This is a genomic window from Romboutsia sp. 1001713B170131_170501_G6 (assembly GCF_015668195.1).
Taxonomy (GTDB): domain Bacteria; phylum Bacillota; class Clostridia; order Peptostreptococcales; family Peptostreptococcaceae; genus Romboutsia_C.
Genome location: NZ_JADPFC010000001.1, coordinates 740245 through 758950, shown reverse-complemented (window position 1 = coordinate 758950; position 18706 = coordinate 740245). Strand labels below are relative to the sequence as shown.

Annotated in this window: 12 protein-coding genes; 2 read left to right on the top strand and 10 right to left on the bottom strand. The window is 28.1% G+C overall.

Translation table 11 applies throughout. The features are described 5' to 3' along the window. Positions 1 to 186 precede the first annotated feature (186 nt). Positions 187 to 1596: a Na+/H+ antiporter NhaC family protein gene (locus I4U89_RS03775; RefSeq protein WP_195938469.1), complete on the bottom strand. Its 1410-nt coding sequence runs from the start codon at positions 1594 to 1596 to the stop codon at positions 187 to 189. A gap of 227 nt (positions 1597 to 1823) precedes the next feature. On the opposite strand from I4U89_RS03775, the gene I4U89_RS03770 reads away from it, so the two are divergent. After that, positions 1824 to 2039: a hypothetical protein gene (locus tag I4U89_RS03770; protein ID WP_195938467.1), complete on the top strand. Its 216-nt coding sequence runs from the start codon at positions 1824 to 1826 to the stop codon at positions 2037 to 2039. Between the two features lie 109 nt (positions 2040 to 2148). Here I4U89_RS03770 and I4U89_RS03765 read toward each other — a convergent pair whose 3' ends face one another. Together I4U89_RS03765 and I4U89_RS15790 are read right to left on the bottom strand one after the other, a co-directional pair. Then, positions 2149 to 3411 carry an McrC family protein gene (locus tag I4U89_RS03765; RefSeq protein WP_195938465.1) on the bottom strand — a complete coding sequence of 421 codons (1263 nt, stop codon included), beginning with the start codon at positions 3409 to 3411 and terminating at the stop codon, positions 2149 to 2151. A 4-nt stretch (positions 3412 to 3415) separates the two neighbouring features. After that, complete coding sequence (locus tag I4U89_RS15790) at positions 3416 to 6064, bottom strand: AAA family ATPase (protein WP_279311294.1); 2649 nt, start codon at positions 6062 to 6064, stop codon at positions 3416 to 3418. Between the two features lie 325 nt (positions 6065 to 6389). Between I4U89_RS15790 and I4U89_RS03755 the strand changes: the two genes are divergently transcribed. Then, a complete protein-coding gene (locus I4U89_RS03755; protein WP_195938463.1) occupies positions 6390 to 7988 on the top strand; it encodes a peptide chain release factor 3 in 1599 nt (532 codons plus the stop codon). Between the two features lie 185 nt (positions 7989 to 8173). Here I4U89_RS03755 and I4U89_RS03750 read toward each other — a convergent pair whose 3' ends face one another. The 7 genes from I4U89_RS03750 to hsdR form a co-directional block, all read right to left on the bottom strand. Then, entirely contained in the window at positions 8174 to 8584 is a 411-nt protein-coding gene (locus I4U89_RS03750; protein ID WP_334298959.1) for a DUF3427 domain-containing protein, read from the bottom strand. 631 nt (positions 8585 to 9215) lie between these two features. Then, positions 9216 to 10298: an ATP-binding protein gene (locus I4U89_RS03745; RefSeq protein ID WP_195938461.1), complete on the bottom strand. Its 1083-nt coding sequence runs from the start codon at positions 10296 to 10298 to the stop codon at positions 9216 to 9218. A gap of 409 nt (positions 10299 to 10707) precedes the next feature. Further along, entirely contained in the window at positions 10708 to 11076 is a 369-nt protein-coding gene (locus I4U89_RS03740) for a type II toxin-antitoxin system RnlB family antitoxin (protein ID WP_195938459.1), read from the bottom strand. A gap of 48 nt (positions 11077 to 11124) precedes the next feature. Continuing rightward, positions 11125 to 12225, bottom strand: coding sequence for a type II toxin-antitoxin system RnlA family toxin (locus I4U89_RS03735; RefSeq protein ID WP_195938457.1), 1101 nt, complete (start codon positions 12223 to 12225; stop codon positions 11125 to 11127). Between the two features lie 150 nt (positions 12226 to 12375). Next, entirely contained in the window at positions 12376 to 13701 is a 1326-nt protein-coding gene (locus I4U89_RS03730; RefSeq protein ID WP_195938455.1) for a restriction endonuclease subunit S, read from the bottom strand. Between the two features lies 1 nt (position 13702). Beyond that, positions 13703 to 15118, bottom strand: coding sequence for a class I SAM-dependent DNA methyltransferase (locus I4U89_RS03725; RefSeq protein ID WP_195938453.1), 1416 nt, complete (start codon positions 15116 to 15118; stop codon positions 13703 to 13705). A gap of 15 nt (positions 15119 to 15133) precedes the next feature. Continuing rightward, positions 15134 to 18409 carry a type I restriction-modification system endonuclease gene (gene hsdR, locus I4U89_RS03720; RefSeq protein WP_195938452.1) on the bottom strand — a complete coding sequence of 1092 codons (3276 nt, stop codon included), beginning with the start codon at positions 18407 to 18409 and terminating at the stop codon, positions 15134 to 15136. Positions 18410 to 18706: the final 297 nt, after the last annotated feature.

Here is an 18706-nt window from a genome sequence, read left to right as displayed (position 1 = left end):
GTCTATTTTTAAGACGTAGGGTGTTATAGTTTATATTCTGCTATATATCTTGTATATCATTCCATATATTACTTAATTTAAAGAGTATTGATGTTTACATATCCATTAACTATAACCTTTCATCAGCATACAAAATATAATTTTACTAAAATTATATTTTATGATAATAATAATTCATCAGTCTAACTATCCAACTTGGCTATCACTATTCTTTATTTCCTGTCTACCCCATCCAGTTATTATAGCAAATATCATAACTGCTAATAATGCCCATGCATGAACTACCCATGGCACTATTTGAGTTGTAGTAAGTGCAGGAACTAAACTTCCAAAATCTGCATTTGCCTGTTGAGCTAAAGATTGTGTCATAAGTAGTGCTGGTGTCCATGGTAGAGAATAAACAAGCGTACAAGCTGTTGCATCTAATAGATTAGCTCTTCTATATGGATGTATATTATATTTTTCACCTAATGGTTTTGCAAAAGAACTACCAATTGCTAATATAGGTGGTGCATTAAGCCCCATTATAGCAGATAAACTTATTGCTAAAGCTGCTATAGATGCTTCAACACCTCTTACTGAATGTACAAACTTTTCAGCTAGTTGTAATAACTTCTTATCACCTTCACCAACCTTCATAATATGTACACATGAAAGTATTAATAATGCTAATATACATATATCAACCATTCCAGTTATACCATTAACTAGCACTCCTCCAACTGCACCATCTTCTACAAAGAATAATCTTTCAAATGTAGTAAGACCAAATACTAAAGCAAATATTATCGATAAAATAGTTCCTATAGTTGCTGCAACTATTATATCTCCTTTTTTAATTGCTACGTATATTGTTATACCAGCTGGTATTAACATAACAAGCCCTACTGGGTTCATGTACTGTGCTATCATATCATATGGAACTTCTGAAACTGTTCCACCTTTTCCACCAAATATTATAAATATTACTATAGCTATGGCTGCTGCCGCTAGTGCATATTTAAGTCTTGATTTAACAACTCCACCAACATCTGCTCCTTGTGTTGTTGCTGAACATATGGTTGTATCTGATACTGGAGCTAAGTTATCTCCAAATATACCACCACTTACTATTGCTCCTGCTAAAACGGCTGGATTACATCCTAGTAAAACACCCGCTGGATACAATACTGCCATACCTGCCATTATAGTTCCAAACCCTGTCCCTGCTGCTGTTGCAAATAGGGCCGATGCTAAAAATGTTACTACTGTAAACACAGTACCACTTGCACCGAGATTATATGCTAACCATATTATACCATTTACAAGTCCTGAGTCTTTTAATACTGCTGAAAATACTCCTGCAAATATCCAACAAGCTATTGGTACTATAGCTGTTTTGTCTGCCATTCCTTCTATAACTACTTGAGCATAATACATTCTGTCTTTTGATAATAAAAAAGTTATCATGATTCCAAATAGTGCACCAATCCACATTCCTTTTACATCTGGTGCTTGCAGTATAGATATGTATATTGCTACTATTAAGAATACTAGAAATGGTAAGAAAGATATCCATCTGCCTCCATAAAATTGGATTTTCTTGTTATCATCCATAACACAATCCCTCCATTTTATTTTTATGGTAATAAATCTATCCTTCTTATACTATATGATTTGAAATTTCTTCTTATTATTTTTTGTTAGTATTTGCATAAGCATAAAATTGTTTAATATATTCACACAATCCTTCCACTTAATTGCTCTTTTATCTAGATTATGTTACCTGTTTAACCATTTCTAAACATGTTGTATAATTATGTATAATAAAGAACGAGGTAATAGTGGAAAAGTTAGATTGTAGAGTTGAAGCTTTAGAAGTTTTTCATGATAACACTCATGAGTATGAAAATGTTATAGTTAATCTTATATGCATGAAATGTAGGATAATTGAAGGTGTTCCTACTTCTAATGAGCATTCTGAACTTATATGGTTTAAAAGAGAAAATTTAGAGTCTTTAAAGTGGGCTCCTGCTGTTAATAAACTTATTAATGAATAATAAAATAGATAGTTGATATAGTATAACTACATCAACTATCTATTTTTATAATTTATTTCTTTCTATTTTACCAAACCTAAATTTTAGTACAGGAATATATTATTAAATTTTAAATATTATTTTCTATAATACTCTTGAGTATTTCTATGGTTCTATATTCATCATAAAGACTTACAGCATGCACTCTTATCTTCTTATTTTTATTCTGATCTAAGTACCAAGACTCTAAATATTCACTACTCTCATCGCAACTACTAGGATATAACAAAATAGCACTTCTAACGTCCTCATACCTGGTTAAATAAGCATACATCTGATAAAAATCATCTCTTTTCACACCATATCTATTTAAATTTTCATCAATCTTTTTCCACTTAGTATCTATAATTAATTTTTCCTTACCGTCAATTTCTATAACAATATCTGGTTGAAGTGAAAATATATCTCTATCAGTTTTTTCATTCTTAAGTAGTTTATACTTACTATGCTGCGAATGAACTACATATTTATCTAAATTTAATCTAAGCAAATTAGTTATATATCTTTCATAAACATCATTCATCTCAAATAATATAGCAAAAGACTTATCATCACCTTTATTCCCAATAGATGAATATCCATTTAAAAGCATCTTAGCTAATAATAAACTTGGTTCAAATCTAGAGTTTAACCTAGTAAATTTATAATCTAATATCTTTTTATTACTCGTATCAATATATGATACTTCAGAAAATATAACATTTATATGACTTAAAATCTTCAAAGTCTCTGAGTTTTTTACATTTTTTATAGTCTTTTTTATACAAGTATTAAATATTTGATTTAATGTATTATCTATAGAAAACTCTTCAAATTTACAAAATACATCACTTCTACATCTAGATATATTTTTGATATGATCTTTAACTAATATGCGTCCCTTTAAAGATTTGCTGTTTTCTTCTACATTCACATACTCTAAATATGGCCCTATTATCAACTGACTTTGAAGAATCTTAGCAAAAATTAGAGCCAATATTTCATTCAAATCCATTTTATATATACTAAGCATACCCAAATTTGAATAATTAAAATTTATTATTCCACTTTTATTAAGCATATTGAGTAATGCTTTTCTACTGCCCTCATAGTCACTACTATTTATATCAACCTTAGGTAATATCTCTATAGATACAGTAGATAGCTTTATAAATCCAACATAATTTATAAAAATTACATTATCTCTTGACCAAATTATATTTCTATTATCTAGTTTTTGACTTTCTATATATCTACTTAACTCATCAGATTCTTTAACACTTATTGATGTATTTGATCCTTCTTTTGTAATTTTAAGTTTATCATAACATTCATAAATAGTTATATGTCTCATAAAACTATTCCTCATTGTATGGATTTGTATTATCTAAAGTTTCATCTTTTATATCATCATATACTCTTATGAAAGCTTCTTTATTAGGCTTCTCTACTACGCTATACTTAACTTGATCCGGATACATAAAAGCTTGACTATTTTTAAATAAACTGCTTGCTTTAATAGTTGATTTATTTAGTAAGTAGTCATTATTTCCAATCTTGCCACTACCTCCTAGAATCATTTCTATTTTTTCAAAGTCATCATAGAAGTACTCTTGAAGTAATGGAATAACCTTATTTTTCATAATAGATATAAGGTCTATAAAGCTTAGCTTTTCTTTTATAAAATATGCATGTCCTATTTTATGATCTCTATCAAGTAAAAACTCAATTCTATCATTTATAGTCTTTAGTAACTTAGATACATTTATTCCTTCTACATCTTTTGAAAGTAATTCTTCATTAGGCATATACTCTATAAAGTCAAATCTTCTTCTAAGTGCAGTATCAAGTAGTGCGATTGATCTATCTGCTGTATTCATAGTTCCTATTATGTATAGATTATTTGGAACTCCAAAAGATTCATTAGAATATGGAAGAGTTACTTTCAATTCATTTTTCTCTCCTATTCTTTTATCTTCTTCTATAAGTGTTATAAGCTCTCCAAATATTTTAGATATATTACCTCTGTTTATCTCATCTATTATAAGTACATAGTTTTTCTTATCATCATCCTCTTGTGGTTTATATGATATAATCTCTTTTATAGCATTAAATCTTAAATCTTCATCATAGAATGTATATATAGCTTGCTGTGAAAATACCTTATCTTTCATGATCACGTTTACATCTATTAGCTCTCCATTATATAGCCATTCTACATTTCTGAAATGATTGTATCTAATTTCTGTATTAGGATTATAATAGTACTCACCTGTAACTTTTGCTATTGCTCTTACTTTGTGATTTCCATGAGATATTATAATTATATCGCCTTCTTCTATTACATTTTTGAATCTATGTATAGCAGTTATATTAAAATCATTGTCCTTAGCTTTTTCAAATTTTTCTCTAAACTCTAATTTTACTAAGTCCCTATCATTACATCCTAAATAATTTATGTCTTCACCCCATCCTAATGCAACACAGTTATTTTTTATACAGTAATCAAATATCATATTCTCTTTACTATTTGTATCTCCTAGTGACATCTTGTGTACTGCTATCTTTTTTTCATCAAATTCATACTTTGGAAGTTCTCTTTGCCCCTGTATATTTGCATCTTTACATAATTGTTTGAATATACCATCCTTTGGAGTAAATCCTCCACTATTATCACTTCTTAGACCTTCTACGAACTCTTCATATGAATATGACTGATGGAATGTACAAAATCCTATTAATCCATCTTCTTTTATCTTATTAAATTCTTTAACTACTTCATCCCTTTTTAAAGGATCATTTATAATTTCCTTATATTTTTCATAGTCTATTATTTCTAGAGCTTTGTTACAAACATTATAAGTCTTTCCCGTACCAGGAGGACCATATAGTATTACATTCTTAGGACCACTATTGTTTTTAGTTGCACTCATATCCATCTCATCCCCTTCTTGAACAGCTATTTCATAATACTTTTTCAATCTATTTACAGTGTCTTTCATAATATCAATTATATATTCACTGCTATTATCTTTAACAAAATCATAACTAAAAGATTTTCCTATACGTACTTTTTGAGTTTCTTTATCCATAACCGTTTTAATGTGTTTTTTTATTTCAGATTTATCAAGATCATTTAATGATATACCTTTATGCGTAGTTCCGAAATATTCAAAATCTTCGTTATCAATATCAAGTGTATCTAAGAATTTATTGTGTCTTACATAATATTCTTTATTAGAATCTTCATCTCTTATTTCTAAATATATTATAAATTTTACTTGTTCATTTTTTTTCTCTGCAACTATTGAGATACTACTGGGTAGATCTTTTTTATCTTTATGTTTTAGCTCTGACCATAAGTAGCCTCTTACATATCTATTGCTTCCATCTAGCCATTTTGTAGATAATTTATTTTTATAATTTTCATCTTCTAGAGATGTACACATACCTTTAAATAAAGATAATGCATTTTGACCTTTAGACTTTATATTTTCTAGCATATACTTTTCTACTAGATTTGTTTCATTTACTGGATTTTTATATGATTTGTATGCATATATTTTTAGGAAATCTAATATTTCTATTAATTTGTTTTGTCTATTTTTAATAATTAGATCCTTGTATTCATTTTCTAGAAAATCTAATATTTCTTTTATCTTTATACTCCCATAGTCTGTGATTACCACATCTTCTTTATTTAGATTAGAGGGATACTCTCTATCTCCATCAAATTCACCAATATAGCTAAGTCTTCTTCTTTGATTAAAATCCCTATAATAATTATAAATGTTGCTTTGATGATCCCCATTTACAGTTCTAGAAATCCTTCCAACATTTATTGTTTTTGTACAAATTTTTTCTGCTTCTTTTAATATTTCTGATTGTTTGAACATAAAATTATCCAGTTTTAAATCCCCTGATTTTATATCTCTCTTATAAGTATTGTAAGTCATAGCTGCACCTGCAACCCATAAAGCTAGTTCTACTTCATCATATTTTTTCATGCTTCTCCTCCAAATGTAAATCTAATATATCTATATCTTTTATAAAACTATAATTATCATCTATTTATACTGTAATTATATGCTAAACTTTAATATATTAAAAGATTGTATTATAACCTACACCTAACGTTCCTGAAAATTATTATAATAATGTAAATAGAATATAAAAAAGTTTCTATATTGACAGTTTTGCAATAAAGTTATAATATCAAAAAGACTGTAGTTTTTTATAGTACATAGAAAATTATGTTCATTTTAAAACTATTATTAAGTATAACTTTTTATATTTATATAATCATAAAATTAAAATAAAGGATGATAAAAAATGACACAACAAAATTTAAGCTTGATTGATGAGGTTAAAAGAAGAAGAACCTTTGCAATCATTTCCCATCCCGATGCAGGAAAGACTACATTAACTGAAAAGTTTCTATTATATGGTGGTGCCATTCGTGAAGCAGGATCAGTTAAATCAAGAAGATCTCAAAAACATGCAGTATCTGACTGGATGGAAATTGAAAAACAAAGAGGTATATCAGTTGCATCAAGTGTTCTTCAATTTGAATATAATAACTTTTGTATAAATATTCTTGATACTCCTGGGCATCAAGATTTCAGTGAGGACACTTATAGAACTCTTATGGCAGCAGACTGTGCAGTAATGGTTATTGACTCTGCTAAAGGTGTTGAGGATCAGACAAAGAAATTATTCCATGTTTGTAAAATGAGAGGAATTCCAATATTCACTTTCATCAATAAAATGGACCGTCAAGGAAAAGATCCATTTGAGCTACTTGAAGATATTGAAAATGTCTTAGGAATTCGTTCTTGTCCAGTAAACTGGCCAATTGGTTCTGGTAAAGAATTTAAAGGTGTGTTTAATCGTCATAAAAATCAAGTTGAATTATTTGATGATGGTAACCATGGACAATCTATTGCTAATTCTATAACTGGAGATGTATCTGATGAAAAATTTAATACTTTATTAGGTGATGCTCTTCATTCAAAATTGCTAGAAGATATTGAACTTTTAGATATTGCTGGAGATAATTTTGACTTAGATAAAATATTAAATGGTGAATTAACGCCTGTGTTCTTCGGAAGTGCCCTTACTAACTTTGGTGTAGAACCATTCTTAGAATCGTTCCTAGAAATAACACCACCACCAACTCCTCGTAGTAGTAATTTAGGTGATATTGACCCTAGTTCGGATAACTTCTCAGGATTTATATTTAAAATTCAAGCCAATATGGATAAATCTCATAGAGATAGGATTGCATTCCTTCGAATTTGCTCTGGTAAATTTGAAAAAGGTATGACAGTAAATCATGTACAAAGAAAGAAAAAGATAAAACTTTCTCAACCTCAACAGTTTGTAGCACAAGACCGTGTTATAATAGATACAGCTTACCCAGGTGACATTATAGGTATACATGACCCAGGCATATTTAACATTGGTGATACATTAAGTGAAAAGCAATCAAATTTACAATACAGTGGTATACCACAATTTGCGCCTGAATATTTTGCAAGAGTATCTACAAAAAATGCTCTTAAGAGAAAGCAGTTCGTAAAGGGTATTACACAGTTATCAGAAGAAGGTGCTATACAGGTATTCAAACAACCTAATTCTGGTATGGAAGAACTTATTATAGGTGTAGTTGGAGTTTTACAATTTGAAGTTTTAGAATATCGTCTAAAACAAGAATATGGTGTTGAGATGCTAATGAATTCACTACCTTATCGCTATGTACGTTGGATTGAAAATGATCTTTCCAAATATGGTAAGCTTTCAATGCCAATGGATACATTATTAGTTGAGGATAAAAATAGCAACCCAGTAGTGTTATTCCAAAATGAATGGTCTATTAGAACTCTAATTGAGAGAAACGAAAATTTAGTTTTAAAAGAAACTTCTTTGTAAAAAATAAATAATAAATGTAAATCCCCCTACGTCTATTTTTAAACGTAGGGGGATTAATTGAATATTATCTTATATAATATTTTATTTATAACTTTATACCTTCTCCAAAAATTCCCTCTAAATATAAGGCTCAGATTTTCCATCAAGCTCTCTATACTTTCTAACAAACAAATGAAGACTAACCCCTATATCCTTGTTAAAAATAATATTCTTTCCATATCACTATCTTGCTTAGTAGCATTAGGACTTTGCCACTGGAAGTACCCCTCACTTATAAACTTGTCCTTGTAATTAATCCTCTCATCAATACCCTCTTCCTTGTGAAGATCAATAAATAGGAAATAATCATTATCATTAACAAGTAACCCACTACCTCTAAAAGAAGAATGTATCTTTCTATAATTAGATAAATACGCAGCATCTACCATACTATACTGCTCATATAGCTTAAAGAATGGTGCTCCATAATACTCTTCCTTAAACTCTTTTTCATATCTAAGAATACCATAATTAATAACATATTCAATGTATTGTCTACTTTCAGCATCATCTAAAACCTTAGCAAAAGCATCACTTTTATATAACTTTCCATCTATATAATGTACTAACTTAAGCTTACCTTTTTTCTGAACTGAATCATAATAATCTTGATTTAAATACTAAAAAGCATGATACATACTATCATCATCAACATCTTTAATATACTTTAAAATCGCAGACTTTGCTCTAGGAAAATCTATAACATCATGTTTTAATAAATATATTCTATTTTAATATTTATAAAGAGTATAAAATTTATATTCTACCTATACCTTTAGGTTATATATCCCATATATTTTTTGATATGTCTAGTCCAAAAGGAGTATTTATTTTTTATCCTTATAGAAGAAAACATAGGCTACCTCTTTCTTCTACAGTAGTTGTTCGTTCTAATTAAGAGTGGAGATTTAGTACTTGTTTAGTATTTCTCACATCCATTCTATTTTTCGTTTATATACTTGTAGTTATTGATTTTCTAATAAAAAATTAGTTTTATTTCTTACTAAGCAAAGAACTAGTCTTAGACTAGTTCTTTGCTTATATTCTATTTCTCAATTTATACTTAAAACTGAATTTCATAATAATCCAATAAATGAAAGTTTTTATTAATTTATTAATATACTATGCTATTTTATCTACTGTGATAATCTTATTATATAGAAGAAATTATACTTTTATTTTATATAACTATTTAAATTTATCATTGTCATCATCATACTCTGCTAGAAGTTTTAAGTATCCTTTCTCTCCCAGCTTTTTATTATTTTCAACATTATAATATTTCTTTAATTTTTCAACTTCATTTATAGGTTTAGAAAATTGAATACTAGTTTCATTTACTCTAAATTTAAAACTGTTCTTTTGGATAAAACTTTCTATTTCTTCACAAATTTCTCCGTTAAAAATATTATCTATACTAGTATTATTTTCATAATCTATAATTACTACCAAACAGTTTTTGTATGAATGACCAATCTCACTTAGTTGATTCCATTTAACTATCTTTTTTCCTTCATTAGCATTATATCTCATTAAATCTTTACTAAAAACTTCAACCCCGCTCAAATTATTACCATTAGTTTTATATAAATAGCATGTTGCATTATTTGTTAATACTGTTTCATCTATACATTGTCCATCTATATCTATTGCAGAAATATTTAGATCCTCATTATTTTTTTTATTTTCAACAACAATTTGTAACAATTCTTTATTTATAAGATACCTGTATATATAACCTAGTTCTCTTATAAGCTTATTATAAAATTCAACTTTTTCTATTTCTTTAATAATTACTTTTTCTAGATTTGTTATTTCTATTTTTGTACCTTCAGGTTCTGTAGATTCATATTTTGTATTATAACTTTTATGTATTAGGTTCGTATTCTTATCATTTGGCTCTATTATAAATTTTCTAGAGTTACTTTTTTGATTAGATGTAATTGTCATGCTGTTTCCTAAAGTTAGAAAAGCTCTTTTCATGCCTATTCCTGAATTTAGATTGGAGTTATCTATCTCAATTGTAAATAACCCATCACTATCAATTTCTTTTTTTATTCCTCCACTATTATCATTAATAGAAATTGAGTCTGTATCTATTATAATTTTAATTTTACAAGGATCTTCTTTTGTCAATTTATTATCTCTTGCCTCAACAGAATTATGAATCAGCTGACATATAGAGCTTTTAATACCCTCTATTTCGTATTTTAAATTTGTTTTTAGGTATTTTATCCCTACATTAATTTTATTATCTTTAATTATAATCATCCCCTCATATAGATACTTAAAAATTACTATATGATATGCAAGAATTTAAAAAAAATTCCATTTTTTGTAACATTAATGTAAACTCAACACTTTATCTCCTTATATAGAGTAAGGTATTTTTCAATACCTCCTACATCCCAAAGACGCGATAAGTAAGTTTGCTTGCTTATTTAAATTTATTATTTTGTATAGTACTTTTGTAGTTATTGAATTTATGTTATTATTTCCAATGTACCCATATATTTTCTAGTTGTTTTACTGTATATAGTAGTAGTTACAGTATGATAAATTATATTATTTTATATATTATAAAAGTCCCCTAAAATAAAGAGGACTTTTTAATATTATACAAGGCATATTTCTATTGTTATTTCTAATTAATTAATCTTTAAATTTCATTTATGTAAAATTAATTAAAAGGTAACTTTTTTCTTTTTATTAAAAACTTAATAGGTTTAGAAAGTCTGCTATTTTCTACAATACCAGAATTTATATAGTAGAAATCTGTTATTATAGCTTTAAGTTCTTGAGATATTAAATTATGATTTTTAAAACTCTGTCTATCGAATTTCTGTCCATTAAAAAATGCTTCAATAAATCTGTTATTGCAATTACCATTTACTAGCAATAAATCAAATATAACTTTACCTATATATCCTTCATGTCTTAAATCTTTTTCTATGTTAGTTAAATCATCAATTGGATTACTGCAGTCGGTGGAAAATATTATACTGCTATACTCTATATCTTTAGTTTTTGCTATTTCATATATTTGCATAATTCCACCTCCTTTTCTTTATCCTTATATAATTATTACTACTATAAATTAATTTAATACACATTTTATTGTATGTTCTATTTCACAATAAGTTTCTTCTATTAAAGCAATAGTTTCATTAACAATTCTATTTGCCTCTTTTCTATCTTTAATTATTAATATTGAAGAGTCATCATAGCTTGCATGAAATAAAGGATGCCTGTTTACCCTTAAGAAATTATAAATTTTTTCTAAACAATTTCTTGTTTTACTGCACCCCAATTCCTGTGCTATTTTATATTTTAAGCAATAATATCCTCTATTTATAGAATGTTCTTCAAACATATTAAAATTCCTATCTATTTCAATATTTTTTTCAAATATTATTTTTTTAAGATATCCCTCTAATGCTCTCAGCGCTGGATAAACAAATACAGAATAGTCATCCATTTCTATCTCAATTTTTCTTAATGCAAATGCTGGACTTAAAACACTCTTTAAATTTTCTCCTAAATAGTCATAACTCTTCTCTAAACATTCATTGATTTCTGTTCTGACATCTTCAGCTTTCAAATCAATATTATACATAGCAGCTTGGCTATCAATTATCTCTTCAAATCCTATAAATTCAGATAAGAAACTAATTACTTCACTGTATAAATATAATGGTTTTCCTTGAATTGTAAGTTTATTTTTAGTATAGTAATGAATTAATGTTAATGAATCATTAAATTTATTACTCTTAAATTTATATTTATAACCATATGGTATCTCTAACTTTTCAATAATGTCAGTATCTACTTCTTCAGAAATATACTCAACTAATAATTCAAAACTTTCAGTATCAACACTTTTAATAGTAGAGTGTATATTATTTCTATCATCCACTACTCCATTTTGTTTTATGTATCTTGATATTTCTAATGACAAAGCTTGATTTTTGCCAACTTTATATGAAATTGTTGTTGTACCATTTCTATTATAGTAAAAATTCAATAATGATATTTTGCCATTGCTTTCAACTTGAGCTTGATATACATTATTTTTATCATTAATTGATATTATTTCAGTAAATTTAAATTCCCCCTCAATGTTAGCTTCACAATATGATTTAATCAAACCATTTAAATTATTTCTGTTGATATTTAAATTTTTAAAATTATCATTCATTACCTAATACTCCTCTATTTTTTCATAGGTTTATTTTACCATAATTTAAATACTCTCTCAATATAGTTTAAGTTATAAACAAATTATATAATAAATTTATGTTAAAAAGACCTATATAAAATATAGGTCTTAAGTCTACATAGTATAGTTCTATATTAATTTTATTAATGATTGAATACTACTTTCTTCATCCAAATCATTACTTCCAAGCTCTCCTCTAAAAGCCTTGGCTAAAATAGATTTCTTAATAATATCTATATTTTCACCAATACCTGCTAACTCTTCAATATTAAACTCACTATTGAATAACTTGTCTAAAGTATAAATTATTTCATTTTGCTCATCTATAGTCGAAAGTTTAACTATAATTCCACTTAAACTGCCTTGACTTATAGTATTTTGACCTGCTGAGGAAACTACTCTATCTAGCAGTATTTTTCTCACTGAATCTGAATTTATTAAATACCACAAATATTTATTAAGTATTAATTTATTATCTGGTGTAATCTTTATTAAATGGTCACAATATGCAACTATATCATTCCCCTCATAAACAACTACTTTTCCAACAATATTTCTACTTCCATTTACCCTTATTAATAACAAATCATTATTTTCAACTTTATATTTTTCAATCTCTTTATCTACTAGTTTTATTACCCTTGATTCATCACAATATATCTTATGTTCTTTAATATTTATATCTGCTAATCTTAATACTTTTTTATCTATTCCTTCTTTACCACTCCTTTTAGACAATCCATTTTTAAAAGAGCATATACCTTCTAAACTTATTTTATTCCACTCATCACTAACACCATTCTCCTCACGCCACTTCTTAGTCAACTCACCACTAAAAGCCCTCTCCAAAATAGCAGCCCTTCTCTTCTCAAAACCTTCCCTAGCCTCATCAACAAGTCCTGCCGCCTTATCAACCTTTTCAAAAAGGCTCTCAATCCTATTAACAATCCTTTCTTGCTCAGCTAAAGGAGGTACTGGAATTGATATATTATGTATATCTTTGCTACTTATATTTAAAAATGTAGTTCCTGTCCCCATTCTACTTATTTCATCTTGCTTAAAATTAAGAATATAAAGTAAATATTTTTCATTTATAAATGGTTTTATAGCACATACTCCTCTACCTATACAAGCACTATTTCCAGCGATATTTAACTTACCTACAGATCCTCTTACACACATTATAATATCATCTTTATCACACATCTTAGTGGGTTCAGTAGTCCATTTCTTTTCTAGTGTTCTTGAAAATGGAGTTGGTCCAAACTCTACGGGCCCATTTATAAGTATTTCACCTATTCCTTCATCATTATAACTACTTCCCTTAGGACTTTGTCCCATAGTTACTTTAGATATATAACCTAACTTAACCCAACACCAATTCTCAGGCACCTCATAAGGAATCTCATCCTTAGGCACAAGCACATCATCAATCGTCAACTTCTTTTTCGCCATCCTACTCACCACCTAAAGCCTTTAATTCCTTAATAACACTCATAAGTAAATCAGTAGCTTCCTCAAGCTTTGCAACAGCTTCCTCAGCACTTTCAACAGGATCTGGCAAATCCTCATAATCTAGTATACTATCATCCTTAATAAGCCCTAAATCAAGATTATCATTTTTCTCTCTTATCTCTTCCCTGCTTATCTTATTCCATCTCTCATCCTCTATAGCTTCTCTATCCTCTGCCATATAAGCCTTAACAAAATCATCAAAATGACTTTCCTTAAGTGGATTAGTCTTACCAAAGTTAGGCATGTTAGTTCTTAAATCATAGAACCAAACATCCTTAGTATTTTCCTTCTCATCAACACCTCTAGTAAAGAACAGCACATTAGTCTTAACACCTTGTGCATAGAAAATTCCTGTAGGAAGTCTAAGTATAGTGTGTAAATTACACTTATCCATTAAGTCCGTTCTAATCTTAGTACCATCACCCTCTTGGAATAATACATTATCAGGAAGAACTACTGCACATCTTGCTTTTCCATCTGCTTTAAGTGATCTATATATATGTTGTAAAAAGTTTAACTGCTTGTTTGAAGTTTGATAAACTAAGTCATCACGAGTAGTTCTCTCTCCACCTTTTTTCGTACCAAATGGTGGGTTAGATAGTACTACATCTAAGTTTTTCATTTGCTTACCTAAGTTTGATAATGTATCTCCTAGGTATATATTTCCTTCTATATCATGAAGCATAGCATTCATCATAGCTAGTCTATGCGTATCATGTACTAACTCACATCCTGAGAATGCTTCATTTCTTTGGAATTCTTGTTCATCTAATTCTAAATCAAATAAGTCATCTGTTTTAGATTTTATATAATGGTCTGCTGCTATCATAAATCCAAATGTACCACATGCAGGGTCATTACATCTTTCTCCTGGTTTTGGATCTATTAATTTAACCATAATATCTATTAGTACTCTTGGAGTGAAGTACTGACCTGCTCCTGATTTTTTCTCAGATGCATTTTTTTCAAGTAGTCCCTCGTATAAGTCTCCTAGTCCTTCTTCTTTTGCTGAGTACCAGTCTAGTTCGTCTATGCTTTTTATTATTTTTTCTAAGTTTTTAGGCTCTTCTATGTTTGTTGAAGCTCCATTGTATATTTCCCTTACTCTACCATCACAGTCTTCTCCTAGATGTGTTAGTAATTCTTTGTAGAACTTTTTAAGCTCTATACCAGATAGTTTTGTTAAATCGCCCCATCTATAACCTTCTGGTATATTATCTTCTACTCCTGTTTCCTTTGCCATCTTTAAAAATAAAATGTATGTTAGTTCTGTAACGTACTGATGATATGTTATACCATCATCTCTAAGTACGTTACAAAGGTTCCAAAGTTTGTTTACTATTTCTTGTGTGTTCATGTTGTCTTTCCTTTCTTATGCTAATTCATTATCACTAAACATATGCTCTTTTAATTTATCTATAACTTCATCTAATTTATCATCAAATACTGTGTTATATCTCTTAAATCCACCTTCTCTTTTAAAGTTACCAATTTCAAATACTTCTTTGTCTATTATAACTTCTTTTATCATATATTTCTCTATTTTTTGTAGCCATTTTTCTTGAAGTGGTGTAAATTTAAATTCTTTCTTTATTTTACTCATAGCTTTTTTAACTCGTTCTTCTTTAGACATAAGCGCGCTTCCTATTGCTTTTTGTCTTATAAAAGCTATTATATCTGCTGTTATTTCTTCGTTTGTCATATCTTTATATGCAGTTTTTAGGTATTCTTCACTAAATCCATTATCATCAAGTATTGCTTTTATAGCTTTTAAATCATTTCTAGTCATTTGCTTTGGTTTTGTACATAATACATTTAATGCTGCTATTTCATTCATGTTTTCTTTTATATAGTTTTCAAATTCATTTATATAATCTTCTGGTCTTTTACCTTTTCCATATCCTCTAGTGTGTTCTACTACTTCATCTATTTCATTAGCTACTATTATTAGATTTTTATTTATTGCTTTTTCATCTAAGTAGCTTATTAGTTTGTCATTTTCTATTAATGTCTTTATAGCACTTTGAGTATCTAATTCTTTTAATTCTTTTATAAACTCTGCTAGAGATTTATTTCCACTTAATGATTTAAATACTGCTTCTTCTTTTATTAGTTTTTTCTTTCTTTGTAGTTTTGCTATTACTTTATTTACTATGTTTTTCTTTGCTTCTATATTTATATCCCCAGTTAGTTGTTCTTGTAATTGTTTAAAGCTTTCTTTACTATCAACTACTACTGGTTTCATAGTTGTAACGTGTTTTAGTGCTTCGTATAATTTTACACAGTCATATATTTCAAAGTGAGTTTTTCCTATATCATCACAAAGTCTTGTTGCTCTTCCTAGCATTTGTTCATATAGTATTCTTGATTTTACCCTTCTTAAAAAGACTAGTTTATTTATTCTTGGTACGTCTATTCCTGTTGATAATAAATCTACTGTTACTGCTATGTTTGGATATTTCTCATTTTTAAATTGTTTTATAGCAAGTTCAGGATCTTTTAACTTTCCTGTTATTTTTAATATGCTATCATCATCTACTCCACCTAGTAGCTCTGTATATATTTCTTTTAGTATTCTAACTATCATATCTGCATGATAATCATTTGTTGCAAATATTAGTGTTTTTCCTTCATCATCTGGACTTATATATTTAGCCACTTCCATTAAAGCTTCTCTTGTATGACTTTCTACTATTATTCTTTTGTTAAATGAATCTATTTCAAATTCTACATCATCTTCAAGTTCTGCACCATTTATTACTTCTTTTGTTACAGGATCATATTTTACTACAGTTTGTCCTTTTTTAAGGTGTATTCCTTCTTCACTTAGTTTTGTTTTTATTATGTGTGGTGGTTCATGGTCTACTAAGTATCCATCTATTACTGCATTTCTATATGTATAACTATATACTGGTGGTCCAAATATTTGTGTAGTATGTAGTGCTGGTGTTGCTGTTAGTGCTATTTTAAATGCATCAAAGTAGTCTATTACTTTTTTGTATTTACTTAAAAAGTCTTTTTCATCTTTGTATTCTAGTTCTTCTTCTAATACTTCTTTGTCTAGTATATATCCTCTATGAGCTTCGTCTACTATTATAGCGTCATAATCTCCTACTCCTGGTATTTGAGATTCATCACTATTGTACATTATACGTTTTACCATTGCTTGTACTGTTGCTATATGTACTTTTGTTTCTTTGTCTATTTTTTTATCTTCTAGTTTGTTTATGTTGTATATTTGATTAAGTGTTAATAAGTCTGTTATCTTCACCTCTTCAAATGTTTCACTAGCTTGGTTTCCTAAACTTGTTCTATCTACTAAAAATAGTATACGTTTAAATCTATTTGTTTTAAGTAGTCTATATATAAGGCCTAGTACTGTTCTTGTTTTTCCTGTTCCTGTTGCCATTGTTATAAGGGCTGATTCTTTTTCTTCTTTTATAGCAAGTTCTACTGCTTTTATGGCATCTACTTGGTAATATCTAAGTCCTACTCCTTTAGGATCTTGTAAAAAGTCAAATGATAGTTTGTCTAGTTCTTCATTTGATTTTTCTAAGTCACTTTGTAAAAGTTCCATTATATTTTGTGGTGTGTAGAAGTTTTGAAGTACTTTAGGGTTATTTGTAGGCTTTCTACAATCTAGAAAATGTACTCCACTTTTTTCTTTTATTTCTTCTATATATTTTCTACCATTTGATGTAAATAAAAATGGTACGTTGTATTCTTCCCATCCGCCAACTACATAGTCTATGTGCTCTTCTTTTACACCTTTAGCATATATTTTATTTTCTATCATATGACTACCTACATCTTGTGAGTATTTTTTAGCTTCTATAAATCCTACTAATTTTTCTCCACAAAATAGTGCATAGTCTACATATCCACTCTTTTTGTATTTAGATGATGTTGGCCATTCTGCTATTGCCATATTTTTGTTTTTTACAGGTCTTGTTCCTTTTGAATATCTTAAGTTTTTAGTGTCTGCTTCCCACCCTGCATTTCTTAGTTGTTCATCTATTATCATTCTTGTTTCTTCTTCACTTAAATCCATGTTTTTAGCGATTTTTTTAGAGCGTTCTTTTCTTAGATATTTTTCTTTTTTAGCTATGTCTTCTGTTTTATTTTCATTAAGTGATTTTAGATTATTAAGTTGATTTTCATATTCTTTTATTTTTTGTTGATATTCTTCTTCTAGTTTTTTTAGATTTTCACTACTACTTTCTATGCTGTTTTCCTCTGGCATTACAAATTCTTGTGCTTCAAAGTAGTAATCCCCATATACTTCCATAAACCAGTTTGCTAGTTTGTGTGCAAGTCTTAAATTTACTTTTGCCTCTTCTACATTTTCGTATCCTTCGTGTGCTGCTGGGTTTCTTTTCTTTCTTAGTATTTGTAATATGCTTTCTATTTCTTCTGGTAGTAGGTCTTCTTTTTTTAGAAGTTTTATTCTGTTTATTTGACTTTTGTCATGACTTATATATATTTCGTCTATATCTTCTAGTTTTATTATATATTTTACTATTGTTTCTCCAAATATTCCTAGCTTTATGAAAGCTGTATTTGAGTCTTGGTATATGTATTTTTCAGCAAACTCGCCTAACTTGGCAAGCTCTGGATATTTTTCATTTAGAAAGTTAAAGTTACTCATAGTTCTCCCCTTAAGTTACTTATTTTATAATGCTAAATAATTATCTATTATCTATTTGTTGACAATTACTCTTATACAATAATATTTTAACAAAATTATCATTAAAAATCTTAATTTAAGATTTTACTTTATTTTAACATATTTAAATTCATTTTTCTTTATTTTAATTTGGAAGAAATTGTATTAAAGCTTATTATTATATATTTCTGCCAGGATTTTTTTATATTTTAAGTTTACAAGTAAAGAGGAACGAAACGTTCCTCTTTGTATTTAATATGTTATATTTGAATTGATGAT